At 58.0% G+C, this 24,531-nt stretch carries 18 protein-coding genes; 7 read left to right on the top strand and 11 right to left on the bottom strand.

Annotated elements, in window-relative coordinates; genetic code table 11:
- Positions 1-16: 16 nt before the first annotated feature.
- The 3 genes from BM225_RS01210 (at position 17) to BM225_RS01200 (ending at position 5,695) form a co-directional block, all read left to right on the top strand.
- The gene (locus BM225_RS01210) at positions 17-3,268 is read left to right on the top strand and encodes an EAL domain-containing protein (RefSeq protein ID WP_072706130.1); all 3,252 of its coding nucleotides are present in this window, start codon (positions 17-19) and stop codon (positions 3,266-3,268) included.
- Positions 3,269-3,360: 92 nt separating this feature from the next.
- A complete protein-coding gene (locus tag BM225_RS01205; RefSeq protein WP_072706129.1) occupies positions 3,361-4,659 on the top strand; it encodes a M10 family metallopeptidase C-terminal domain-containing protein in 1,299 nt (432 codons plus the stop codon).
- 73 nt (positions 4,660-4,732) lie between these two features.
- Positions 4,733-5,695, top strand: a complete 963-nt coding sequence (locus BM225_RS01200) for a ketopantoate reductase family protein (RefSeq protein WP_072706128.1) — start codon at positions 4,733-4,735, stop codon at positions 5,693-5,695.
- A 52-nt stretch (positions 5,696-5,747) separates the two neighbouring features.
- Here BM225_RS01200 and BM225_RS01195 read toward each other — a convergent pair whose 3' ends face one another.
- The 4 genes from BM225_RS01195 to BM225_RS21940 all read right to left on the bottom strand — a co-directional run bounded on the left by BM225_RS01195 (position 5,748) and on the right by BM225_RS21940 (position 9,177).
- Positions 5,748-6,764, bottom strand: a complete 1,017-nt coding sequence (locus tag BM225_RS01195; RefSeq protein WP_092463676.1) for an LLM class flavin-dependent oxidoreductase — start codon at positions 6,762-6,764, stop codon at positions 5,748-5,750.
- Between the two features lie 105 nt (positions 6,765-6,869).
- On the bottom strand, positions 6,870-8,000 hold the full coding sequence (locus BM225_RS01190; RefSeq protein WP_072706126.1) for a lytic murein transglycosylase: 1,131 nt from the start codon (positions 7,998-8,000) through the stop codon (positions 6,870-6,872).
- Between the two features lie 224 nt (positions 8,001-8,224).
- Positions 8,225-8,950 carry an alpha/beta hydrolase gene (locus BM225_RS01185; protein ID WP_218157036.1) on the bottom strand — a complete coding sequence of 242 codons (726 nt, stop codon included), beginning with the start codon at positions 8,948-8,950 and terminating at the stop codon, positions 8,225-8,227.
- Positions 8,947-9,177, bottom strand: coding sequence for an alpha/beta hydrolase family protein (locus tag BM225_RS21940; RefSeq protein ID WP_218157035.1), 231 nt, complete (start codon positions 9,175-9,177; stop codon positions 8,947-8,949). Before BM225_RS21940 ends, BM225_RS01185 begins: the two co-directional genes overlap by 4 nt.
- A gap of 317 nt (positions 9,178-9,494) precedes the next feature.
- Here BM225_RS21940 and BM225_RS01180 point away from each other — a divergent pair, with 317 nt between their 5' ends.
- On the top strand, positions 9,495-9,956 hold the full coding sequence (locus tag BM225_RS01180; RefSeq protein ID WP_072706124.1) for a (R)-mandelonitrile lyase: 462 nt from the start codon (positions 9,495-9,497) through the stop codon (positions 9,954-9,956).
- A 249-nt stretch (positions 9,957-10,205) separates the two neighbouring features.
- On the opposite strand, the gene BM225_RS21540 is transcribed toward BM225_RS01180, so the two are convergent.
- Complete coding sequence (locus BM225_RS21540; protein WP_143095336.1) at positions 10,206-10,454, bottom strand: hypothetical protein; 249 nt, start codon at positions 10,452-10,454, stop codon at positions 10,206-10,208.
- Positions 10,455-10,940: 486 nt separating this feature from the next.
- On the opposite strand from BM225_RS21540, the gene BM225_RS01170 reads away from it, so the two are divergent.
- A complete protein-coding gene (locus BM225_RS01170) occupies positions 10,941-12,887 on the top strand; it encodes an alpha/beta hydrolase family protein (RefSeq protein ID WP_072706122.1) in 1,947 nt (648 codons plus the stop codon).
- A 33-nt stretch (positions 12,888-12,920) separates the two neighbouring features.
- Here the strand turns inward: BM225_RS01170 and BM225_RS01165 are convergent, their stop codons facing one another.
- The 4 genes from BM225_RS01165 to BM225_RS01150 all read right to left on the bottom strand — a co-directional run bounded on the left by BM225_RS01165 (position 12,921) and on the right by BM225_RS01150 (position 16,635).
- Complete coding sequence (locus tag BM225_RS01165; RefSeq protein WP_092463671.1) at positions 12,921-13,910, bottom strand: NADPH:quinone reductase; 990 nt, start codon at positions 13,908-13,910, stop codon at positions 12,921-12,923.
- Between the two features lie 311 nt (positions 13,911-14,221).
- Positions 14,222-15,166: a GlxA family transcriptional regulator gene (locus BM225_RS01160; protein ID WP_072706120.1), complete on the bottom strand. Its 945-nt coding sequence runs from the start codon at positions 15,164-15,166 to the stop codon at positions 14,222-14,224.
- An 84-nt stretch (positions 15,167-15,250) separates the two neighbouring features.
- On the bottom strand, positions 15,251-15,634 hold the full coding sequence (locus BM225_RS01155; RefSeq protein WP_072706119.1) for a carboxymuconolactone decarboxylase family protein: 384 nt from the start codon (positions 15,632-15,634) through the stop codon (positions 15,251-15,253).
- 170 nt (positions 15,635-15,804) lie between these two features.
- Entirely contained in the window at positions 15,805-16,635 is an 831-nt protein-coding gene (locus tag BM225_RS01150) for a DUF1206 domain-containing protein (RefSeq protein WP_072706118.1), read from the bottom strand.
- A 437-nt stretch (positions 16,636-17,072) separates the two neighbouring features.
- Here BM225_RS01150 and BM225_RS01145 point away from each other — a divergent pair, with 437 nt between their 5' ends.
- Positions 17,073-18,497, top strand: a complete 1,425-nt coding sequence (locus BM225_RS01145) for a calcium-binding protein (protein ID WP_072706117.1) — start codon at positions 17,073-17,075, stop codon at positions 18,495-18,497.
- A gap of 55 nt (positions 18,498-18,552) precedes the next feature.
- Here BM225_RS01145 and BM225_RS01140 read toward each other — a convergent pair whose 3' ends face one another.
- Positions 18,553-19,914 carry a calcium-binding protein gene (locus tag BM225_RS01140; RefSeq protein ID WP_083595648.1) on the bottom strand — a complete coding sequence of 454 codons (1,362 nt, stop codon included), beginning with the start codon at positions 19,912-19,914 and terminating at the stop codon, positions 18,553-18,555.
- 576 nt (positions 19,915-20,490) lie between these two features.
- Between BM225_RS01140 and BM225_RS01135 the strand changes: the two genes are divergently transcribed.
- A complete protein-coding gene (locus BM225_RS01135) occupies positions 20,491-22,536 on the top strand; it encodes a multicopper oxidase family protein (protein WP_072706116.1) in 2,046 nt (681 codons plus the stop codon).
- Positions 22,537-22,620: 84 nt separating this feature from the next.
- On the opposite strand, the gene BM225_RS01130 is transcribed toward BM225_RS01135, so the two are convergent.
- Entirely contained in the window at positions 22,621-24,402 is a 1,782-nt protein-coding gene (locus tag BM225_RS01130) for a PHA/PHB synthase family protein (protein ID WP_092463668.1), read from the bottom strand.
- Between the last annotated feature and the right edge of the window lie 129 nt (positions 24,403-24,531).

The following is a 24,531-nucleotide window of genomic DNA, read 5'->3' as shown; positions in this document are numbered from 1 at the left end:
AAAGACGGAACGCAATTTGTCCCTTCACGAAGGACAGAAAGACGCTGCCTTTACGCCGAAACGCTTGTTTCTGGGGTCATTTCCGCTTGCGCCTCTGATCTGCGCTGCGATCGATTTCGCTTATTTCGGGCTGACCATTCAATTCTTCGGCTTTCTTTGTGCCGCCCTCTTTGCCGCAATGTTGATCGGGACTAAACGCCAGACCCAAACGCGCACTCTAATCACCGAGGTATCGCTGTTTTTCGCCTCGGCCACGATGGTTTTTGCCATACACGACTGGGGTTTGGTGGCGTCTCTTTCCCTGATGGTGGCTGTGTCCTTCGGGTACGGTATCCTCTCTCACGTCAAAGCGCGTGTACTCGCGCTGATGAATGGCACGATCATCGCAGCCAGCCCACTCTATGCCCCCGTACCAAATCTCATCGAGTACGTTCTGTTCCTGCTGTGTTTTGTCAATTTAACGATCTTTGGCGAGTGGTCCCAATCTGTAGTCGCAACCAAGACACAACAACTCGACGCCCAGTTCCAAGACCTCCGCAGTGCGTTTGACCGCCTGCACCAAAGCCGCCAACAACTGACCGCAGCCAGAGGGGATTTGGCCCATACCCGTGAAGAACGGCAGAAGTCCATCACCCTGCTTAATGAAAAAGATCAGCGAATGCAGCTGTTGCAAGACGAACTGAGCGTGATGCAACAACTGGCGCTGGCCTATATCCACCACGCGACCACGCCCATTTTTATCCGCGATAAAATCGGGCAGTTGATCCAGTTGAATTCAGCAGCCAAGGCGCTGTTTGAACATATTGGGTTGGCCACCGAACTGGGGCAGCCCTTTGACATTCATGCTGCGGACCAAAGCAAGATGAGGATCGACGCACATGGCGAGACCGGCGATCAGGTCCCGATCCAAGTCTTTTTCGACGACAAGGATCCCCAATATTATCAACTCAGCGAAACTCTTGCTGAGATTAGCCTAGGCCGAAGCATCACTATCACCACTTTGCATGACGTGACCGACGTGGTGACTGCAAATCTGGCTCTGGAAACCGCGCTGGCAGAAGTCGACACCGCCAACCTTGCCCTGCGAAACACCAAGGAAGAGGCGGTTCAACTGAACGGCGTGCTGCACAGGCAGCCGGTCGCGGCACTGGTCTGGCGCGCAGATACCAAGGCCTTTGTCTACGCGAATGAGGCATTTTCCGAATTTGCAGCCGCGTATTTCTGCGACCCCGAGGAAACGCCAGCCCATTTCGAGCACCCCGCCTCTGCGGTCTCTAGCAAATTTTCAAAGACGATCTCGCAGTCAATCCGCCAACTTCAAACCGAGGTCGCAGCGGCCTTTGCCAAGAGCGACGGTCAGAGCGTGACGTTGTCGCTTGACGATCACAAAGACCGGCACTTCAGCGCCAGCTGTCACATCGTCGATCTACGCGGCGACATGGGCAACCTGGTGCTCTTGAACATCTTTGACATCACAGCCTCGGTGAACCTGCAAAAGCGTCAAGCAGAGCTGACCACATTATTCGAAAGCCAGTCTGTTCCGGCGGTCGCATGGGCAATGGGAGAGCCTGACCGCTTGGCCTATGTGAACCACGCCTTTTTCAAACTGCAACGGGGCATCATTCTGCTCGAAGACATCCACGATCTGCCCGGCCGCACAGTCGAGGAAATTTTCACTCCAAGCGAGCATGGGCGGATCAAGCGCGCCATGGATGAATTCAGGGGCATCCTTAAAACCAAACCCTATGGCAGCATGTTTCTACCAGAGCAGCCCCATCACCACGGGCACCGCTATCAGGTGAACTACAGCGTCGTGTCTCTGAACGAAGAAGAAAACCCATTCATTGTCTTCAATTACATCGACATCACCAAAATCGAACAGGCCCGCAGAAAACTGGAGAGGCAGCTGAACCATGACGATCTGACCGGCATCCTGTCGCGGCGGGGGATCAAGCAAGCGCTCGCCGACAAGGACCCAGAGCAGACCCAAGCGCTCTATCTGATCGATCTGGATCACTTCAAATCCGTGAACGACACCTTTGGCCACGAAGCTGGGGACCGTCTGCTGCGCGCCTTGGGCAAGACGCTCGACGGTATTGCAGCAGACACAGAGATCATCGGTCGATTGGGCGGCGAAGAGTTTCTGATCCTGCGCGACTTCGAAGGGTGGGAGGACTGCCAGACATACGCGCAACAGCTGTTGGACGCGATCGCCAAGAACCAAGTGCCGACAGAACGCGGGCCTGTATCGCGTACCGCCAGTATCGGTGTCGCGCTCCTTGATGGGATCGGCGGGCTTTCGGACGCGCTCGCGGTGGCGGATGTTGCCCTAGAGGATTCAAAGACAGGCGGTCGCAATCAGGTGACCATGGCCACGCCGGCCTACTTGAAAAGCAGCGAAAGCAAAGGCAGCTTTGTCACCGAACATGATATCCGACAGGCCCTGCTGGATGACGAGATGTACTATGTCGTCCAGCCCATCATGGACACCCACCGCAACTTCATCACCGGCTTCGAGGCACTGATCCGCTGGAAACGCGCCGACGGCACCACGGTCTCGCCCGAGGTCTTTGGCGCTAAACTGGTCGAGGTGACCAAGAACAAACCCTTTAGCGATATCTCATGGAAGATGCGCGCGGGGTTGCTGCAGGACTTGGCGTACTTTGACGACCGCTACATCTCTTTCAATCACCGCGTCGAAGAGCTGAGCGCAAAGGGGGCCGCCGAGGACCTGATCCAACGCTTCGAGTCCATCCGCGACAATCCCAACCGCGTCTTCGTCATCGAACTGTCCGAGCGGTCCCTGACAGAGCGTGTGGCGATGCATGACGTGCTACACAACCTCGACCTCTTGCGCGAACATGGTATCCAGATCGCGCTAGACGATTTCGGGGTAGAGGCGAGCAACCTGAACCGGCTGACAGAATTCCCGATCGACATCATCAAGATCGACAAATCCTTGGTCCAACAAATCGAGACCGGCCCCAAGACCCGCGAAGTCTTGCGTTCGACCGCGATCATGGCGATGAAACTGGGCATCCGCACCATTGTCGAAGGGGTGGAGACCGACCAACAGGCCCGCATCGTCCACCATATGCGCGCCGTCTTGCAGCAAGGGTTCCTGCATGCGGTGCCCATGCGGCCCGAACAGATTTACGAGAACCTTCTCGACATCGGGGCGGATATACGGTCCGCGCATGAGCGGCCCCAAGCCGATGTAATCAAGCACGCTTCGCCGGAATTCGCGCGCGCGATCCGGCGACGATAAACGTCCATTGACAGGTCAGCTCCGAACACGAGACTTTGCGGCATTCGTTTATGATATTGATTGCCATTTGCAGACCGGAGCCGCGACACACCATGCCCAACGGCCTATACAACCTCCCGACCAATCTAGACTTGCCCTACTGGATCTCTGCCCTTGGTCCGACCGCGCGCCTTGGTTCAACCGAACTGGGCCAAGCAGAAACCATCGGCATCACCTATTTGGAAAGTGGCACCTCGCCCTATGGCGAGTCCCTACGTGCCTTTACCGATGCAGAGAAGGCCAATGTTCTAGCCTCTTTGGCGGCGGTGTCGGACGCCAGCGGGCTGGAGTTCGTATTTGTTGATCCCGCAGAGGCTTCGGTTCGCATAGCAGTCAGCGATTACGCCGACGCCGGTAGCGTCTATGGCCGAACATGGAGCAACACGTCCTCTCCGGTGATTACACTGGCCTATGACGCCGTTTATGACAGCACCGATGGGCTGGCGAACAACAGCTATATCTACATCCACGAACTGATGCACGCGGTCGGTTTGAACCACCTGACGCTCACGTCAGAGCGCGTCGGCACCTCGCTTTACGGGTCTTGGACCAGCGCGTGGCAAGATGGCCTGCAACTGTTTGACACCGCCGCGATGCAGTATCTCTATGGCGTAGACCCGACCCAGCGTGCGGGAAACGACACCTATGACATGGGAACGCTCGGCGCATTTTCCCAAGACCGGACAACTCGTTTAAACGACCCTCTGATCTGGGATGGTGCAGGCAAGGATACCATTGATCTGTCCAGCGCCATGGGCGCTGCACAAGCGAGCCTGACACCCGGCGTCATGTCCCGCGTCGGCACCACCAGCGACCTGATCACGGACGCGGGCACCTTTTCAATCAACTACGGCACGCAGATCGAAAAGCTGATTGGCACCGATTACAGCGACACTCTGAGCGGGAGCACCGCCAAGGACAAGCTGATTGGCGGGCTTGGCGATGACACCCTCTTGGGTCTAGAGGGCAACGACAAATTGGCAGGGGCCAAGGGTGATGACAGCCTGATTGGCGACGCGGGCAAAGACAAATTGATCGGCGGTGCGGGGGATGACACCCTGTCAGGCGGCGCGCAAAAGGACAAGATTGTTGGCGGCGCAGATGACGACATGCTGTCTGGCGGCGGCGGTCGCGATCGCTTTGTCTTTGCGGCGAATGACGGGGCGGACACGATCACCGATTTCCGCGGTAGCAAGGATCGCATCATCATCAAATCCGGAGCCGAGAGCATAGATGACATCACTTTTTCCGACGCTGTCGATGCGGTCACTCTCTCTTACGCTGCGACCTCAGTAACCCTAGAGGGTGTTGCGCTGAGCGATCTGGCAGAGAGCGACTTTCTCTTCCTCTGAGCACTCCGCACCATTGGGCCGCCCCTTGCTCTGTGCCAAAGTGCCCACACACACCCAGAGGGAGGGACAGAGCATGAAGGTATCGGTGATCGGCGCAGGGGCCATCGGAGGCTGGTTGACCGCTGGTTTTGTCAAAGGCGGCGCAGAAGCCACCGTACTGGCGCGCGGCGCTTCTCTTGCAGCGCTCCAAAACACTGGCCTTGTGTTGGAGGCAGACGGAACCACGGAAACGATCCCTGTGACAGCCACCAACGATCCCGATCAGTTGCGCGGAGCGGACCTGCTGCTCTTGGGAGTCAAGGCGCATGACCTACCCGCTCTAGCGCCTGTGATCGAACAGATCATGACAGCCGAAACTCTTGTCATGCCCGCCGTGAACGGCCTGCCCTTCTGGTTCCTTTCGGGCTTCGGCGGGCCGGCAGAGGGCAAAACTCTGGCCTCCGTCGATCCAGGCGGGACGCTAGCCAAGCTGATGCCGGTCGAGCGCGTGGTCGCAAATGTGGTGCACGCCGCAAGCCGCGTCGCCGCGCCCGGCCATATCCAGTTGGTCAAAGCGAACAAGGTCATCCTAGGCGGTCAGCCCGACGGCCTTTCCGATATCGCCGCATGTCTTCAGCGGGGTGGCATCCCGATTGAGACGACCGACGCAATCCACCGTGAGGTTTGGATGAAGCTGTGGGGCAATTCCAACATGAACCCTCTGTCCGCGCTGGCCCGCGCGGATGCCGCTCAGCTGCACGATGACCCCGGTGCGAACAGTGTGATCAGGACGATGATGCAAGAGATGGCGGACCTAGGCGTTCGGATCGGTCTGGAGGGCTTTGACGATATCGAAGGCCGCATGGCAACCACGCGCAAACTGGGTCCGATACGCACCTCGATGCTGCAAGATGTTGAGGCAGGCCGCCCGTTTGAATTGGGCCCGATCCTCGGGGCCTTGGTCGAATTGGCCGAATTGGTCGATCAGCCCGTCCCGATGATGAAGGGGATCCACGGGCTTGCGGGACTGTTGGACCGGAATTTACGTGCAGTCTAACGCACCATAGGAAAACGCACCGCCCGAGGCCCCCGAGCGGTGCGCAGTGTCCCTAGCGCCAGCCCATCGCGGGCGCCACGTGGGTCATGATGTTTTCCAGCACGTGGGTGTTATACTCGACCCCGAGCATGTTGGGCACGGTCAGAAGCAGAGTATCCGCTTCGGCAATCGCCTCGTCCCCTTTCAGTTGCTCGACCAAACGATCCGGTTCGTCCGCATAGCCACGGCCGAAGATACCGCGGAAATTGTCTATATACCCGATTTGATCATCGCTTTTGCTACGGCCGAAATAGGCGCGATCCATGTCATTGGTCAGAGCAAAGATTGACCGGCTGACCGACACGCGCGGTTCGAAGTCATGACCCGCCTCTTTCCATGCCTCACGATACGCGCGAATTTGTTTGCCCTGCTGGATGTGAAACGGCTCGCCGCTCTCATCGACCTTGAGCGTCGAGCTCTGCAAATTCATACCCATCTGCGCGACCCAAATTGCAGTGCCGTTCGATCCCGAGCCCCACCAAATCCGGCGGCGCAAACCTTCGGAATGGGGCTCCAGTCGCAAAAGGCCCGGCGGGTTGGGGAACATCGGCTGCGGGTTTGGTTGGGCAAAGCCCTCTCCGTCCAGATGCTTCAGGAAAATTTCGGCATGCCGGCGCGCCATGTCCGAGGGGTCCTCACCCTCGACCGGCTGATACCCGAAATAGCGCCAGCCATCGTTGACCTGTTCAGGTGATCCACGACTGATCCCCAGCTGCAGACGCCCGCCTGAAATCAAATCCGCCGCGCCTGCATCTTCGATCATATAAAGCGGGTTTTCGTAGCGCATATCGATCACGCCAGTCCCGATCTCGATCTTGGATGTCTTGGCCCCGACCGCCGCGAGCAACGGAAACGGCGACGCGAGCTGCCGTGCAAAGTGGTGCACGCGGTAGTAGGCGCCGTCGACGCCCAATTCCTCGGCCGCGACAGCCAGATCGATGGACTGCAGCAGGGTGTCGCCCGCAGTTCTCAGGGGCGAACCCGCTTCGGGGTTCCAATGACCAAAGGACAGAAAACCGATCTTCTTCATAACGCACCTCTGAAAACTACTGTTCGCTAGAGGCAGAGCTAATCACGCGGCCACCGCGACATAAGTTGCCGAACCGCGCAGGCCCTGTTCCTCAGAGCGCAATGCTCAGAGACGGCGCAGCAGATCGAGAGAGGGCTCTCCGGTCACAGGCAGGCCCTGACTGCGTTGATAGGCACTGATGGCACTACGGGTTTTGTCCCCGAACACACCATCCGCGCCCCCCGCATCAAAGCCGCGCGCGGTCAGCCCGCGCTGCAGGGCGATCCGGTCGTCCTTGGTAAAGCCATAGGAGTCCGGCGGGAAATCCGCACGCAGCGGGCCGCCGCCAGCAATTCGGTCGGCCAGATGCCCCACCCCGATCGCGTAGGCATCAGAGTTGTTGTAGCGCTTGATCGCGCGGAAATTGGCGGTGGTGGTAAAGCGCGGTCCACCCGGCTGAGGCTGGATCGTTCCGGATGCATCAGGCCCCGCCTCTGAGCCCCACCGCAGGCCGCGTTGCCATCCGTTGCGGGCCAGATAGGCGGCGGTCGATGCAAGTGCATCGGTGGGGTCTTCGGACCAGATATCCGCGCGGCCATCGCCTGTAAAATCCACCGCAAAGGCCAGATACGACGTTGGAATAAACTGCGTGTGCCCCATCGCGCCCGCCCAACTGCCGGTGAAGTTCTGTGGCGCCACTTGGCCACGGTCTAGGATCTTGAGCGCAGCGATGAGTTGCTTTTCAAAGAATGTCCCGCGCCGCCCGTCATAGGCCAGCGTAGAGGTAGACGAGATCACCGGAATATCGCCGCGCCGTTCCCCGTAAAAGCTCTCGAGTCCCCAAATCGCCGCGATGATGTGGGCGTCCACGCCGTACTCACGCTCCAGCGCGGTCAAGGTCGACCGATGTCGGGCATAGGCTGCCCTGCCCTTTGCGACCCGTTCGTCGGACACGGCGATTGACAGATAATCCTCGAGCGAGCGTTTGAACTCTGTCTGGTTGCGATCCCGTTCGACCACCCCCGGCAAGAAGCCCGTGCCGCGAAATGCCCGATCCAAGAGAGCGTTCGAGAAGCCCTGCGACGTGGCCCTTGCGCGGAAACCGGCCACCCAATTGGTGTAACCTGCATTCGCCACGGGGCGCATCCCGTCGGGCACACCTGCGCGGCGCACGGGCGCCTGCGGAGAGCTCGGTGCGCAGGCCGCCAAGGGCAGCGCCGCAACGGACAGGGCAAATTGGCGTCTATTCAAGTGCATGGGCAGCTCCTCGGGCCTGTGGCAGAGCATAAATGGGACGAACGCGCGCCCCGTTTTCTAAATGTGTGACGTGGGGCAACGCGAATGGCAATCAATGTCGTGCGGGCCAAAGATCGCGTCCGGAAAACCAGCAATTATCCGCTGGCACCCTGCAAAAATATAGGGCACCCGCCGTAACGGGTACCCTGATGCCGTTAGGCTGCTGCGAACAAAACCGCGGGCAATTACCCCGCAAAGGCCTTGGTGAAGAAGGCGTTCAGCTTCTCGAACGGGATCTTGTCCAACTTGTCATAAAGGTCCACGTGGTTCGCATCCTCGACGATGAACAGCTCTTTGGGCTGGGGCGCGGCCTCGTAGACGTCTTCGGAGAAGTAACGCGAATGGGCGCCGTCCCCCATGATCAGCAGGATCGGCCGGCCAGCCAGCCACTCTAGATCGTCCAGCAGCGCGAAGTTCATCCATGACTGGGTCGAGCTCATGGTAAACTGCGCAATCGCCCGGTGGTGGTAGCCGCGAGGACGCGAGTAAAATTCACCGAACTCTGCGCCGACAGGGTTCTCTTCGGCGTCCCATGTCAGGGGCGCACCGCGTCCGGTCAGAACGGGATCACCGCTCTCGTAATCGGCCCAGCGCTGTTCTGCGATGGTTTTGAGCGTGGCAAGGCGATCATCGTCTGACATGCTATCCCCGAAGCCATTCTTTTGCATCCGGCTGATGTCGTACATCGAAGCGGTCGCCACGGCCTTGATCCTCGGATCGACTTTGGCCGCGGACAGGGCAAAGCCACCCGACCCGCAGATACCGATCACGCCAATCTTGTCGCGGTCCACATAGGGGCGCGTCCCGATATAATCGACGCAAGCCAAGAAATCCTCGACCATCTGGTCGGGCGAGGAAAGGTGCTTCGTCCCGCCTTCGGACGCGCCGTTCCACGCAGGGTCAAAGGTCAAGACACGTAGCCCATCTGCGCCAGTTGGTTGGCATAAACACCGGGCCCCTGTTCTTTGACACCGCCATACGGCGCGCCGACGATCAAGGCGGGATAGCGTGCAGTTTGGTCGAAATCTGCAGGGGTGTAGATGTCCGCTGACAGCGTCACGCCAAAGCGTGTTTCGAAGGAAGCAGGGGCGCGGGTGACGTTCTCTGACAGATCAAAAATGTAGTTGTCTTTAGGCATTGGAGTGTCCTCTAGAATTGTTTCAAACACGGCGCGTTATGGTCCGAATTGTCTGAGCCAGGGGTCAGAACGGCCTGATGCCAAACGACTTATTCCGATGCGGCCAGAGGATTACCGCCCGTTATTCCATGCGCGGCATGAGCAGTTTTCATAGGTGTGGCGGGAACCTGCCCGGGTTTCATGAAGGACGCTCATTACTGCATCCCGTATTCACGCCATGAAGACTGTGGGCCCGCCGCCTAGCTCAATGTGGAAGGCAACGGATCCTCCGTGCCACAGGCCAAAGAGGCCGCCTCTAGACCATAGGAGACGACCAAATGAAGACGATTTCCCTGACCGCGCTCGCCCTTGCGATTGCCACCACCGGTGCCACCGCCCAAGAGATGACACAGACCACCCAACTGGAGCGTGGCGGCCAAATCGGCGGCGAAGAGACCTTTACCGGCACTGTTTTCGTCGCGCCTGTTTTCCCCGGCAACATGAATGACGTGAGCGCGGGCGAAGTGACCTTCATGCCCGGCGCGCGTTCGGCATGGCACACGCACCCCATCGGGCAGTACCTTGTCGTGACCTCGGGCACCGGTTGGTATCAGGAAGAAGGCCAGCCCAAACAGATCATGCGCACTGGCGACGTCGTCTTTGCCCCAGCGGATGTGAACCATTGGCACGGCGCGACCGACAGCACGGCTGTCACACACTACGCGATCCAAGCAGCGGAGGACGGCACCGCAGTGGTTTGGGGTGATCTAGTCACCGACGAAGAATACGCGGCTAACTAAGCCTGTGTTTTGGCGCGGCCCCTCGGGGCTGCGTCAGATGACAGCACGTACAGGCTCGGCACTGTCGAGCACAACGCATGTGTGCAAATGGCTCGGTGATGGCGTGTCTCTATCGACAAATTCGATGACAAGTCGCTGCTTGAACAAACGCCCTTCGGCGACAAAGAAGAGCTCAGCTTGAAACGGGCGAAAGCAAATATCGGACCGCGCGCAGCCCTGGGCTAACTTCATCCCCGTTCCGCTCATGTCCTACACTGGCAGGTGGCATCCGCCAAACACGAGCGACCCTGCAACACCCATATGCGGGAATTTCCGGCGTTCGTTGCGAGCATTGGTCGGGACGGGATGCGCAATCAGGGTGCGGCAATCAGAGTTCGGACGCGGCCCGATTATGCCGCCCGGTATCTGCATATCAGCCCATAGCGAGGTATTCCCCTCTGCCCCGTGCTGAGGGTAGTCCGCCTTCGCGGAGGGTCCCAAGATGGCCTGATGTGTCATTTTCTCTCCCCCACCCTCTGCGTAATGCAAAAAAGGATACGTTCTAATCAACGGAATGCAGATCCAAAGTGTTATATCTTTGGAGCAGTTTTTCTTCGGAAAAGGTGGTATACGATTTAGATAGTCCGCCCCGCGAGATCTCAGCGTCCCACTTCCATCCAATGGTGCCACGGCATCTTTGAACCAAAGCGCGGACAAAGCTTCCTCGAGCAAAAGCCGACACAATACTCAGATGATCCAGCTATTGATCACCATTCGACTGGTAATAGACGCTTAACCCTGCGCCTACGGCAGCGACACGCCGCCGAGCGGCGCCAGCCTGTCATTCGGTGGATACGATGATTTTCTTGCCTCATTCTTCTGGTTTCAACGCAAACTCCTCCAATTTCCCCCTTCCACGGCACGGAAAATCCATGAACCATATCGCGGCGTATCGCTTCGATGCGCCAGTTTTTGTTTGTTTCATTGGTTAACAGGTTATCTGGAATGGTCAGTCCGACTGTCTTGGCTCAGGCGAGCCTTTTCTCTCATTTTGTCTATGGCGAAGACCGCCTTCCTGCGTCCTACCGTGGGTCTGGCGACAACGGCATGGACGATAGATACGACAGCTACCTAAGCACGCTGGGTTGGGACGTTTTGGAACTGCCGCTCTCGGGCAACGCGGCAAGCTACAAGACCGGCGGGCTCTACAGCGGTGGCGCGGACCAAGGCGACGCGGATGCGCAGGCCTTGGTCGCGGAGACGGTGATGCCTGATGGGTCCAAGACCGTCGTGCTCAGCTTTCGCGGCACTGATGACATCGCGAACGCTGTGCAGGGCCAAGCCTTTACCAAAAGTGGCCTGCAAGCATATTACGCAGGCTTCGACGCGCTGATTGATGCCGTGGTGACTTATGTAAATCAAAGCGGTAACGGCATCGACCGTCTGGTGGTGACGGGCCACAGTTTGGGTGGGTCCATGGTCGATGCCTTCATGATGTCGGATCGGGATCGTGTTTCCTCTAAGGTAGACCTTGAGGCGGTGGCGATCGGGTCAGCAGGCCTGCACCCAGATATGATCAAGGATGTGGATCTAAGTGGTTATACACTCGTCTCGCATGACGGCGATCTGGTGGTCCAACCTGAACTGGCGAAGTGGTGGCTGCCGACCACCGTCCTATTGAACAACGACCATCCCGATGGCGTTGAGTTTGTTTTCAAGCTGCCCAATCTGGATCGCCTGCCCAGCGGTGTGAATTGGCAGTCAACAAACTATGCTGTCGGACTGCAGCACGAAAGCAAGCTCTACTACGAAAACGCCTATGCCATCGCAACTGACCCGCTGGCGCAGTATTTCACGTGGTCCAAGGCGATCATGGGGAACGGCGCAGACGCGGATGGCGACAATGTCGAGGCAACAGGATCGGACGCTGATGACCCCAGCGCGAATGATAGCGGGAGCCGGACTTTAACCGGAACCAACGTCAGAGACTTTATCTTGGGCCGCGAAGGCAACGACGCCCTGAAGGGGCATGGCGGCAATGATTTGTTGTCGGGCGGGACGGGCAACGACACTTTGTACGGGGACAAAGGCTCGGACCGGATGCATGGGGGCTACGGACACGACAAGCTGGACGGCGGAGAGCAGAATGACTGGCTCTGGGGCGGATCTGGCGATGACACGCTCATTGGCTTTCACGGTGATGATGCTCTGGACGGCGGAAGCGGCAAGGACCGTCTCTTTGGCCAAAACGGGCACGACCGTCTGGACGGAGGAGATGATGGGGATCTGCTGCGCGGTGGCTCTGGCAATGACAAGCTCGTTGGTGCTGGCGGGAACGACACCATGTTCGGCGACACGGGGAATGACAGCCTGCTCGGCGGAGATGGATCGGACCAGATGCGTGGCGGACGCGGACACGACAACGTAGTGGGCTATGGCGGCAACGACCGGCTATACGGCGAAGATGGGAACGACTGGATCAAAGGCGGAGACGGTCATGATAGCCTGTACGGAGCCGACGGGAGCGACCGGCTCGTGGCAGATGAAGGCAACGATCGGCTCTATGGTGGCACAGGCGTGGACCGCATGGCCGGCGGCGCGGGGAATGATGTGCTAAAGGGCGAAAATGGCGCAGATTTCCTGCGCGGGGACAGCGGCAATGACACCCTGCATGGCGGCGCCTACATGGACACGTTGGTTGGCGGCACGGGCAACGACACGCTGACGGGCGGCACAGGTCCGGATGTGTTTGTCTTTGCCGAAGGGAACGGCAAAGACGTGATCACGGATTACGAGGCAGGCTTTGACCGGCTGCAGTTCAATGGGCTGAAATCCAGCGATTTGAGCGCCTCGCAAAAGGGATCCGACACAGTGATCGTGGCGGATGGTCTGGAAATCCGGCTGAACGACGTGGATCTGTCAGACCTGACGGCCTCGGACTTCGTCTTTTGATTGCGAACCGCGCGGGGCAGGCCCCGCGCGTGTTTAAACCTCTAGCAAAACCGCGCCCGCGCGCTGACCAGAGGCCACGATATCGTGCGCTTTGGCGCAGTCCGCAAGCGGCATCACCTCGGCCACCCGCATCGCCAGCGCCTTGCGCTCTAGCAGGTCGGTCAATTGAACTGCGCAATTGGCCCGCTGGTCCGCGCTCAGGATATAAACCAGCACCAACTCTAGCGTCACAGCTTTGAACATCAGTGGATAAAACGGCATGACAGGCGACATGTCCTTGGCCGAGCCATAGGCCGCAATGGTGCCGCGCTCTGCGATTAGCTTGGTGTTGGTTTCGGCATTTGCGCCAAACTCGACCTCTACAATCCGGTCAATCAAATCGCCATCAGTGGCATCTAGCACCTGCTCGGCCAGATCGGACGCGCTGTAGTCAAAGACCTGCTCGGCCCCTGCAACCTTGGCCGCGGCGATGCCTGCCTCGCCTCGTGCTGTGGCAAAAACACGGGCCCCCGAAGCCGCAGCGACTTGGACCGCCAAGTTGCCGACGGTCCCTGCCCCGCCAGAGACCAGCACGGTTTTGCCCCTGACATCGCCACCGCCCAGCACGCTCTGGACGGCGGTCATTCCGGGGATCCCCAGAATGGCGCCCTCTTCAAAGCTGGTGACATCAGGCAGCGGGACCGCCTGTAACGACGGCACCGCAATGTATTCGGCCGCCGTGCCAAAGGCGCGCTGCCATTGACCGTTCCAGATCCAGACCCTCTGACCCACGCGGGCGGTGTCGACGCCCTCTCCCACCGCTTCGATTACACCCGCGCCGTCGCTGTGGGGGATGACGAGCGGAAAGGGCGGCTCTGTGACGCCAGGCCGCGTGCCTGCCCGTGCCTTGACGTCCGAGGGATTCACCCCCGACACTTTCAGTCCGACCAGAACTTCGCCGGCTGCAGGGGCCGGCGTTTCGACCTCTTGCAGTTCCAGAACCTCGGCTGCAGCGCCGAAACGGTTGTATGTGATTGCGCGCATCATCCTCCCCTTCGATGAGTTTGGCCTATTAGCTGGGGCGAACCTTGCCCCGTTGTGGCGGCCAAAGAAAGGACCCGATCGTATATCCCTGAAATCGTGACCGGCGCGACCGGTCACCGCATGGACGCGCCGCCGCCGCGTTCTAGATCGCTCATCACTCTACAATGCGAACAGGAGGAGAAACGATGTTCAAAGGTCTAGGCCTTGCGATGACCCTGATTTGTGGCGGCATGCTGGCCGTCCCAGCGCTGATCCTGCAGCTGGTCTAAGCACCCGAGGGGCGCGGCATTCAAACGTTTGCCGCGCCTGACTTAAATGGCGCGTTGTTCCCGTGGGGTGACGCCAAAGGTTTGACGGTATAGCCTGCTGAAATGGCTGGGGTTTTCAAATCCGCAGGCCAAGGTCACTTCGGTCACCGACATCTCGGTTTCCTGGAGCAATTGGCGCCCCTTGGCCAACCTCAGGGACATGAGGTACTTTTTAGGCGTCACATCCAGATACCGTTTGAACAGCCGCTCCAACTGCCGGTTCGAAACGCCGGATTCCTCGGCCACGTCGGTCATGGTAATGATCTGGTCCAGATCCCGCTCCATAATCCGGATGGCTTGCGAGAGCTTCTCTGACCGAATGCCGTAGCGCGCCTGAAAGGACACGCGCTGTGGCGCACCACCCTGCCGCACGGTGTTGTACAGCATCTGATCAGAGACGGTCTCTGCCAAGGCCCGCCCATGGGTGTCCTGAATTAGAGACAGCACCAGATCCGCCGCAGCTTGCCCGCCGGCCGCGGTCATCACCGGTCCGTTCTTGATGAACACCGCATTACTTAGATGGACCTGTGGGAATTCTTCTTTGAAGGGCGCGTGAAATTCCCAGTGCAGCGCAGCCTCTTGATCATCTAGCAGTCCAGCCTCTGCAAAGGCAAAGGCGCCGGAACAGAAGGTTGCGATGGTCGCGCCTTGGTAGCGGGCACGGCGCAAGAGCGAGAGCAAAGGTTTGTCGATATGGTCGCGCAGGTCGTTGCCGGGCACCAGAAACAGGTAGTCATACTTCACCACGTCAGCAAAGCTGTGATCCACCATCATCCGCACCTCGTTCGAGGCCGTAACAGGCGCGCCGTCCGCAGACATGAAGGACCAAGAGTACAGACGCTCACCTGACATGCGGTTCGCAATGCGCAAAGGTTCAAGGGCGTTCGAGAACGCAAGGTGGGTGAATTCCCCCACAAACACAAAGAGCACTTGCGACGTCTTATCCATCACATTCCTTTACTCGAATTTTAAATCCGGCTCAGAGCCATTCTTAGGCGGCGGACCCGCGCGTTCACAAGAGCCACAAATGTCTCAGTCGGTTTCGCTTAGGACTTTGCGCGCCACGCGGAAACACTCTAGCGCCTGCGGGACACCGCAATAGATGCCCACCACGTGGATAATGGCGCGAATTTCATCAGGCGAGACGCCGTTGTTGATTGCGCCGCGGCAATGAATTTCCCATTCATGCATTTTGCCCAAGGCACCTATCATCGACAGGTTCATCATGGACCGCGTCTTGGGGTCGATCACATCGTCGCCCCAGCCAAAGCCCCAGCACCAAGCGGTCATGGCCTCTTGGAACGGACGGGTAAAATCATCAGCGGCGGCCAAATTCTTCTCAACGTACTCCGCGCCCAGGGTCGCTTTGCGTTGCTCCAGCCCCTTGAGGAAGAGGTCTTCGTCGAATGTGCTCATGGCGGATCTCCTGCTGCTTCGGCCAGATTTGGCTCCTAGGCTTATCTACCGCCAAGCTAAGGGGCAGGTCACCTGTGCAGGTAGCCAAAGGGGCGCTGAAAATGCGCCCCTGCTCTCATGTTCTTGGTGCTGGCTCACGCGCACATCGTACCGCTGCGGCGCACCCAAACTCAGGCATGTGCTTTGAGATGCTGAGCAATGGTCTTTGTCCCCTTGCTCTGGCGCGTCGGCAGGACGCGGTAGATTGTCTCGATCCAGCAATAGATGCCAAAGGCGAACATCCCCGCCGCCAAAAATCCCAAGAGGTATCGGCCATAGGCTTGGCTCCGCACAAATTCAAAGGCTTGAGACAGGCCCCCCGCTTGGTCCGCATCGGCTTGCATTGCAGCAAACAAGAAGAAACCGCCGATGATGGCCACGACGACGCCGCGCGCCATCAGGCCCAGCCGGATCGGGGTCGAGAGTTTCTCCAAAATGGGCGACCAGCGCAGGTTTTCACGGTATTTCTCGGACCAGCCTTTGTACAGGTAAGCAAGGCCAGCGCCGATCACACCCAACCCAACGGCCCCCACAATGATCTGTCCAAAGGGCATGGCGAGCAGCTTGGAGGTCAAAGCCTCTTTGCCATCACCGCCGCCACTGCTTCCAAGGGCGAAGCGCGCAATGGATAGCGACAGGGCGACGTTGACAGCGCCGCTCAGACCTTGGCCAATCCGCGCAATCAGGCCCTTGGTCTCGTTGCCCTCGTCTTCTAAATCCATGTAGCCGCAGACCAGACGCCATATGCCGTAGCACAAGAGCCCCGCTGCAATCGCCAGAATGATAAATTGGCCAAAAGGCTGTCCGAACAAAGAACTCAGAGCGCCCTTCTTATCCTCGCCCGAGCCGCCGTGCCACGCCGACAAGAGCGCCAGACCACCGGTCAAAAGGTAAACTACACCGCGTGCAGCGTATCCTGCCCGCATCAAATACTCGACCCAGACGGGTGCCCGCTCTGCCATGAAACAATCCTCTTTCCGTATGGGGACCCAAGAGAAAAGCAGGACCCTTTGTTCCCTGAAATCTTGCAGAGCGCCTTATTTCTTTGGGCCAGAGAGATGGTACCCACGGGCACAGACCCAGCAGCGCCGCCCCATGTAAAGGATTTGGTTGCCGTGCGGGCCGCGCTTACTGTCTGGCCAGTGGGGCGAAGGTTTGGCTTTCGAGAAATATCATCCTGCAAGCCAAGCCTTCCCAATCGCGGCGCGGCAGAAACACATGAAAAAGCGGATAAAAATTCGATTACTCCGGAAAACCTCTATTCTTTCGGGTAGGGCTCTCGTTATACTCACGGTTGTTTCGCTTACATAACAATAAGAACTTTTGTTTCAGGAACGGTGCATTGGTTGAACTTGGATTACTCGCCCTCATGGCTGGGCTTTCGCTCGGGACGTTTTTTATGGATCAGGACAATGACGGAGGCGACGATGACGGCGCGGACCCAGTCCCTGACTCCGACCAAGAGACGGCAGAAACGCCAGCGGCCAGCACAGTCGTCAACATAAGCCAGAACGACGGTGTCGATATCCAGGTGCCAGAGGACGAGACACGTTCGCTTGCTGTGATCTATTTTAAGGACACGCAGGACGACCCCGATGACTTTGTAAAGACCGACGAAGCACGATTCTATCTGGTCCCCGAAGATGTGGATTGGTCCAGCGTTTCTTGGGAGACCCAAGTGGAGATGCCCGATGCTGGCCCCGTTCCAGAGGGGACACAGACCCTGTACAATTATAATCTGCCAAGGTTCGAAGAGCATTTCGGTCTGGAGCTGATCGCGACCGTCGACCTCAAAGGCGTTTCAGACGAGGTCGAGAGCCCTGCCGACCGGCTTGGCGGGATTACATCGAATGTCCCGATCAAAGGCTACTATCTGGAAGCCGTGACTGATGGCGATAACCTCGGGTCCTTTTTGCCAGAGGACTACGTGGAACTTCGTGATGGTCTGGCACAAGAAACCGTGACCGAGGACACCACCGGATCGGACTTTGCGGAATGGTTTTACGCAGAAACGGACGGCCTGACGCTCGACGGTGCTGGTGGCGACGACATTCTAGAAAGCGCGGGGGACCATGCGTCTATCATCGGCGGCGCGGGCGATGACCGGATTGAAGTGACCGGCGTTGATACCGTGATAGATAGCGGCGCTGGCGACGACCAAGTTACAGCCTTGGGCGGCACGTTCTCTCTTGGGGCGGGCGACGACAGCGCGCGCTTCTCTGGAGGAGAGATTTTGGCCCGTGGCGGCGCCGGAGACGATACGATCAGTGCCTACGATACAGACAACGCTGTCATTCACGGCGAATCCGGTGATGACAACCTTAATGTTTCGGGGAGCGGCGCCGTCGCGCGCGGCGGCGGCGGCGCAGATTTCGTTAGCATCAACAATGGCGCGACAGGCTATGGCGGAACCGGCGATGACCACCTGAGTGTCGATAGTGGCAGCATGGGCGTTGGCGGCGCGGGCGATGATCTGTTTACCGTGTGGAACTTTTTCCGCGACGAAGACGGCGCAGCCACAGTCACCGGCGGCGAAGGCGCAGACACATTTGATGCCCAAGTGCGGAACGCCTATCGCGGTGAAGCCGACGATATCTACATGCGCATCACAGATTTCGATCCAGAAGAAGATGTCTTGCAGGTCGGCGTATTCTCTTCACACAACGCGGTCAAAAGCATCGACATTGTCGAAGCAGAGGATGGCAGCTACACAGACGTCATGGTCAAATACAAAGCGTACCAAGGCATCAAAGGCGGCTTAGCTGTCATTCGTCTGGATGGCACGCCAGGCATTACGACAGATCAAATCGTGATCACCGATTGATGGACGCGCTGACGGGGCCCCTGTCAGCGCTTAACCTTACTGCTCGGGTTGCCGGTTAGAAGATCACGATGTCCTCGGCGATCACATCTAGCGCCGCCTCTGTCACGCCAAGCAGCGTGATGACGTTGCCATTACCAAGGTCAAAAACCACGTCGCCTTGGGCGTTCACTCCGCCATAAGCCTCGACCAGTGCGTCTTGGTCGGTGATGCCGTCCGTGGCAAGGTCGTCAATGCGCAACATATCGACACCCAGCTCATAATCGAGGACCGTGTCCCGCCCCCAGAAGGTCGAAAACACAAAGACGTCGTCGCCATCACCGCCACCTAGGGTGTCTTCCCCGTGACCGGCGTCCAAACGGTCGTTTCCCGCACCGCCGAACAGAGTATCCGACCCTTTACCCCCCAGAAGCGTGTCGTCGCCTGACATGCCCACCAACGAGTCGTTTGCCGTACCGCCGTCCAGCACGTCATTGCCCTTTTCGCCCCATAGGCTGTCGTTGCCCTTGGCGCCTTTGATTGTGTCGTTCCCCGCACCGCCTTTCCCGAAGTCATGACCGGCATCGAGCCACAAGCTATCGTGTCCCGCGCCGCCATCGACAGAGTCGCCGCCAGCGCCACCGCGCAAGACGTCAGTGCCACCACCCCCCTTGAGCAGGTCTTTTCCGGCGTTGCCTCTCAAAACGTCAAAGCCCGCGCCCCCGTAGAGTTTGTCGTTCCCAGCAGCACCGAACAAGAGATCCTGCCCTCCATCCCCATGAAGTTTGTCCCGCCCATTATTGCCGAGCAAAGTATCGTTGCCCGCGCGGCCAAAGAGCTTGTCGTGCCCTGCCCCGCCTTTGATAAAATCGTCGCCATCGCCGGCATCTAAGGTGTCGTTGTTCTGACTGCCATACAGGCTGTCCCCATGAGCCGATCCCGCGATCTCTACAGTCGCGGCTCGGTCCATATCTGGTAGGGTCAGGCGGATTTCGACTCCTTCGCCGGACTGGCCGTTGATCTGATCCAAGATGTCCCCGAAGTTAAAGAACTCGAGCAGGCCAATGCTCAGATCCACGTCTTCAGCGAACTGGAACTCGACGCTCTGGGTCAGTGTGCCCGCGCTGATATCGTGATACAGAAATTCAGAGAGCCGACTGTCAGCCGCTGCAGCGTGCCACGCGTCGATGTCGTCAGTGTCAAACTCTTGGGCCGGATCAATCCGCGCGGGAAAGCTGCCGGTAAAGGTGTAGGAGGTTGCGCCATCGATCGGCGTATAATTGACGATTGTCGGATCAACACCCAACACCGCAAAGGCATTGGCCCCGCCCGTGGTGAGCACGCTCCAACTCTGATCCGCAAACGCATCAAAGATGAAACCGGATGTCGTGCTGACACTCAAACTTGGGTCGAGCGAGCGAATCTGAATAACCGTCGTCATGAGATGAAATCTCCAGAGCTATAGAAAGAAAGAATATCTCTTTCTATCGCAATGCGGCAAAAAATTCTATTTGGATTAAGGCAACCGACTAACAGGTTTTCCGGACTTGAGTTGTCGATTTCAGAATATCGAGGGTCGCAGGGGTTTGTCAGTGTCTTCACCATTCTTGGTCACTTCTGTCAGATCGATTTGGAAAATCCCAGCCAATCCACGGGCAGATTCAGGTTGGTATAATTCCCCTCAGCCTCGGTGAATTGTAATCTTTGCAGTCATAACCACCGCAGACGAGCGTTCAGTCGTTACGTATGCCGTACATCACCGACGCAGGCTTGGACGCGCGACGTAATTCCGGCGCAGCCTCTAGATTTTCAGCAAGGCTTTTGCGAACCCCAACCGATCGCAATTCAACTCTTGCAGAATTTATTGTCGAACTTGGGCGTGTGCCAATCTTTCGAAAAAATCCTTATTTTATTGGGTTATTGTTTCCATAAACCGCCAGAATCAATCTAAAGTTGTACTCACGGTGCCCTATAAACCTGAGTTTAATTAGTTCAACTTTTCACGAGGATCACAGAGATGACCGCTATTGGCCAGCGCGTTTATGACGATTATGCCTTTACCAATGACTTACCAATTAACCCCCAGATCGACACCAAGTGGACAAAGTCTCTGACCTTACAAATGCAGGAGACTGAGCAATTCCTTGGCATGTATGACGAGGATGGCAATAAGCTGATGACGTCCGTGTGGGGCTATTCGATGCCTGGCATGACGCCCGGCTTTCATGGCCCGACCATCATTGCTTATGAAAACAGAAAGCTCGCGATCACTTACGAAAACGCGCTGGATGTGGACGGTCACCTTTTGCCTGTGGATGACACTATTCACCAAGCGCGCCCGTCGAACGGCACCATTGATGATGGTGTCATTCCGGTGGTCGCCCACTTGCACGGCGGTCACACAGACTCGATCTATGACGGCAGCCCAGAGCAATGGTATACTCAGGATGTCGACACCAGCTCGGGCTACTCGGCCAAGCTCCTGACGGGCTCTCTTTTTGGCGGCCTGCCCATTCTTGGCGATGTGCTCAAGAACGTCGGCCACTGGTTCTCTTTCAAGAAATCTTGGTACAACAACAGTGACAAGGACACACCAGAGACCAATCCTGGTGACACCGGAGAGGATTATATCGGCAATACTTTTATCTACGACAATGACCAAGAATCTGCGCCGCTGTGGTACCACGACCACGCCTTGGGCCTGACGCGCCTAAACGTCTACGCGGGCCTTGCGGGCATGTATATCGTCAAGGACAACGAGCGGAAGCTGCTGGAGAAGAAGGGCATCCTCGCGGACACCAAGGATGTGGTGGACGTGGTTCTGCAGGACTACTCCTTTGATGACGAAGGCAACCTGTATTACCCCGGCCATGGGCACGACGTCCTGCCCGGCGATCCTGACACGATGGTCATGGATGAAATCCCGCAGGAGTTCTACGACGACAATGGCGATGATGCTGTCTCGATCCTGCCCGAGTATTTCGGTGACGTTATTTTGGCCAACGGGATGGCTTGGCCCAAGATGGATGTGGGCACAGGCGAAGTCCAGATGACTTTCCTGAACGGGTCGGACTCGCGTTTCTACAAGCTGGAATTGGACAACGCGAACGTCCGCGCCACGCTGGTCGGAACCGAGGGAGGTCTCCTGCCCAACGCGCGCAAAGTCTTTGACGGGGACGGCAAGTTCGAAGCCAACGAATTCATTTTGCTCGCCCCCTCAGAACGGGTCGAGGTTGTGTTCGACTTCTCGAAACTCAAGGACGGTGAAAAAGTCACCCTGCTGAACACCGGTGCCGCTTATGAGCCCTACAAAGGCGTGAGCTACAACACCGGCGAGTTGAACATCGCAGAGGCCGCGACCATCGACGATCCCGTCGGCGCAGTTATGCAGTTTGTCGCGGACGATAGCATCGAGATGGAGAACCTGCTGGTCAAGCACAACACCAAGCTCGACTACGACTTCAGCACCATCAAGAAGCGCGACATCGACAATGTCCGCAAACTGGGTCTGTTCGAAGGGTCCGACGAGTATGGCCGCATCAAGCCGCAGCTCGGCACCGCCGAAGAGGGCAAGCTGCACACCGATGACATGACGCCCGACGGCGCCTTTGGTCCTTTGGGCTGGATGGCAGAGACAACCGAGAAGGTGAAACTCGGCGACTCTGAGTACTGGGATATCTTCAACTTCACAGAGGACGCACACCCCGTTCACATCCACCTCGTGCAGTTCCAAAACGTCCGGAAATACGCCATCGACTATGAAGACGAGGACGAAGACGGCATTCCCGACGATCTGGATGGGGATGGCGAGATCACCTACGGCTACCAGAAAAAGGGCGATACCCTTGGCGCGGATTGCGATGTGATGATCTTTGACAAAAAGAGCTTGTCTTTCCGTACCGAAGATCGCGGATGGCAAGACACCACCACCGTCGGACCCAAAGAGATGGTGCGGGTCGCAGCCACTTACGACAAGCCCGGTGAGTATGTCTGGCACTGCCACATTCTAAGCCACGAAGATAACGACATGATGCGTCCCTTCATGGTGGAAGAGCTCATCTAAAACCATGTCTGGCCGGAATTGCCTCCGGCCAGACGTCAACGGATTATGGATACGGCTCGCAGGCCATCACGGCATAGTCCCTGATCAGGTTTGGAACACATACGTCCCCGGTGCAGCCCCAAGAACGGGATAACCCGCCTTGGGGGCTCCCATCTGGGGGGCATCAGTTTGTCCCGACGATCGTCCGGCCAGCCATTTGGCCCAGTGCGTCCACCAAGATCCCTCGATCGGTGGCTCCGAGGCGAACCAAGTATCTGGATCAACATAGCGTTCCCCCTCCCCGCGATGCCCGACACGGTAGTGGCGACGCGGGTGGCCAGGCTCGCTGATGATGCCGCCATTATGGCCAGAGCTGGTCAGGGCAAATGTGAGATCACAATCACTAAACAGGCGGATTTTGTAGACGGACTTCCACGGTGCGATGTGGTCGCTTTCTGTCCCCACAACATAAAGAGGCACCGAAATATCCTTGAGCGCGATCACGCGGCCCTCTACGGCAAAGCGCCCCGCGGTCAGCCGATTTTCCAAGAACAGACCGCGCAGGTATTCAGAATGCATCTTGGCAGGCATCCGCGTGGTGTCATTGTTCCAGACCGTCAGGTCCGAGGGTAGATCCTCCTTGCCCAGCCAGTAGCGTTTGACCGCACGGGTGTAGATCAGATCCTCGGCCCGAATGGTCGCGAAGGTTCGGCTCATCTGCGGGCGATCCAAGTAGCCTTGGGCCCACATTAGATCCTCTAGGAAGGCGACCTGACTTTCATCTAGGAAGAGCAGAAGTTCCCCCGCCTCGGAGAAATCGGTTTGCGCGGCCAACAAGGTCACAGAGGCAAGACGATCATCCTCGTCCCGCGCCATGGTGGCCGCTGTGATGGACAGGATCGTACCGCCCAGACAGTAGCCGACCGCCTGAATTTTCTGCTCGGGGACGATGACACTGATCGCATCAATCGCTGCCATGACCCCGTCTTTGCGATAGTTTTCCAGCGTCAGGTCCGCATGATCGCGCTCCGGATTGCACCAAGAGATCGCAAAGACCGTAGACCCTTGGGAGACCAGATAGCGGATCATTGAGTTGTGAGGCGACAGGTCGAGGATGTAGTATTTCATGATCCAAGCGGGGACGATTAGGATCGGCTCTGCCTGCACCTTGGCGGTGGTCGGCGTGTACTGGATCAGTTCGAACAGGTCATTGCGGTAGACCACCTGCCCCGGCGTGCAGGCCAAATCCTCGCCCACGCGAAAGTCTTCGGGCGCTTCAGGACGTGCTTGGGTCATGGTGTGGATCATATCCTCGGTCAGGTGCCGCGCCCCTTCGAGGATGTTTTGCCCGCCACATTTGCGGGTCTGTTCAATGATCTCGGGGTTGCTAATCGGCAGGTTCGACGGCGACACCACATCAAGCGCTTGTCGCACCATGAACCGCACCCGGTCGGAATCCGCCTCGCTAAGACCCCGAAGCTCTTCGGTCGCGTGGTTCCACCAGTCCTGCGTGGCCAAAAAGGACTGCTGCCAAAACCGGAAAGGCATCTTGGCCCAACCCGCATGGGTGAAGCGGTGATCATATGCCATCGGTTTAAAAGGCGGAGGATCAGTTGGCTCAAAGGCATTGTGCGCGGTGTCCGCCATCACTTTGAACGCGTTTGTCACGGCCCTCTCGCCCAATTCCAACTGCCGCCCCGGCGCACGGCTCATATGGAGCGCCCAGTCATTCCACGCCTGATAGATCGAAAACGGAGAGACCCCGCCCGTATTCCGCGCCAGAACCGCGCGGGACATTCGATCCAGATCGGCATAGGGATGGCGGTCGGCGGCAGTTTCGGCTGATTGTGTCTGTTCTTGGGGACGAATGTCTTGGTGGTCGCGCATGTCACATACTCCTCGGAAACGGCAGAGGCTCGCTTCTGGTCCTGTCGCAGTCTTTGCGGTGACGATAGGCGGGCCAACGGGCGCCGCCTTGATTTCGGTCAATGAATTGCGGACCTCACGGAGCTGTGC

The sequence above is a fragment of the Donghicola eburneus genome (genome assembly GCF_900115865.1).
GTDB classification, from domain to species: Bacteria; Pseudomonadota; Alphaproteobacteria; order Rhodobacterales; family Rhodobacteraceae; genus Donghicola; species Donghicola eburneus.
This window is presented reverse-complemented; position numbering and strand designations above follow the sequence as displayed.

Bases quoted from the DNA above. Each gene is read 5' to 3' on its own strand.
- BM225_RS01165 (WP_092463671.1), bottom strand. From the start codon at position 13,910: ATGCGCGCAATCACATACAACCGTTTCGGCGCTGCAGCCGAGGTTCTG.
- BM225_RS01190 (WP_072706126.1), bottom strand. From the start codon at position 8,000: ATGCACTTGAATAGACGCCAATTTGCCCTGTCCGTTGCGGCGCTGCCC.
- BM225_RS01155 (WP_072706119.1), bottom strand. From the start codon at position 15,634: ATGAGCACATTCGACGAAGACCTCTTCCTCAAGGGGCTGGAGCAACGC.
- BM225_RS01200 (WP_072706128.1), top strand. From the start codon at position 4,733: ATGAAGGTATCGGTGATCGGCGCAGGGGCCATCGGAGGCTGGTTGACC.
- BM225_RS01145 (WP_072706117.1), top strand. From the start codon at position 17,073: ATGGATCAGGACAATGACGGAGGCGACGATGACGGCGCGGACCCAGTC.
- BM225_RS01195 (WP_092463676.1), bottom strand. From the start codon at position 6,764: ATGAAGAAGATCGGTTTTCTGTCCTTTGGTCATTGGAACCCCGAAGCG.
- BM225_RS01140 (WP_083595648.1), bottom strand. From the start codon at position 19,914: ATGACGACGGTTATTCAGATTCGCTCGCTCGACCCAAGTTTGAGTGTC.
- BM225_RS21540 (WP_143095336.1), bottom strand. From the start codon at position 10,454: ATGACACATCAGGCCATCTTGGGACCCTCCGCGAAGGCGGACTACCCT.
- BM225_RS01150 (WP_072706118.1), bottom strand. From the start codon at position 16,635: ATGGCAGAGCGGGCACCCGTCTGGGTCGAGTATTTGATGCGGGCAGGA.
- BM225_RS01135 (WP_072706116.1), top strand. From the start codon at position 20,491: ATGACCGCTATTGGCCAGCGCGTTTATGACGATTATGCCTTTACCAAT.
- BM225_RS01205 (WP_072706129.1), top strand. From the start codon at position 3,361: ATGCCCAACGGCCTATACAACCTCCCGACCAATCTAGACTTGCCCTAC.
- BM225_RS01160 (WP_072706120.1), bottom strand. From the start codon at position 15,166: ATGGATAAGACGTCGCAAGTGCTCTTTGTGTTTGTGGGGGAATTCACC.
- BM225_RS01180 (WP_072706124.1), top strand. From the start codon at position 9,495: ATGAAGACGATTTCCCTGACCGCGCTCGCCCTTGCGATTGCCACCACC.
- BM225_RS01170 (WP_072706122.1), top strand. From the start codon at position 10,941: ATGGTCAGTCCGACTGTCTTGGCTCAGGCGAGCCTTTTCTCTCATTTT.
- BM225_RS21940 (WP_218157035.1), bottom strand. From the start codon at position 9,177: ATGCCTAAAGACAACTACATTTTTGATCTGTCAGAGAACGTCACCCGC.
- BM225_RS01130 (WP_092463668.1), bottom strand. From the start codon at position 24,402: ATGCGCGACCACCAAGACATTCGTCCCCAAGAACAGACACAATCAGCC.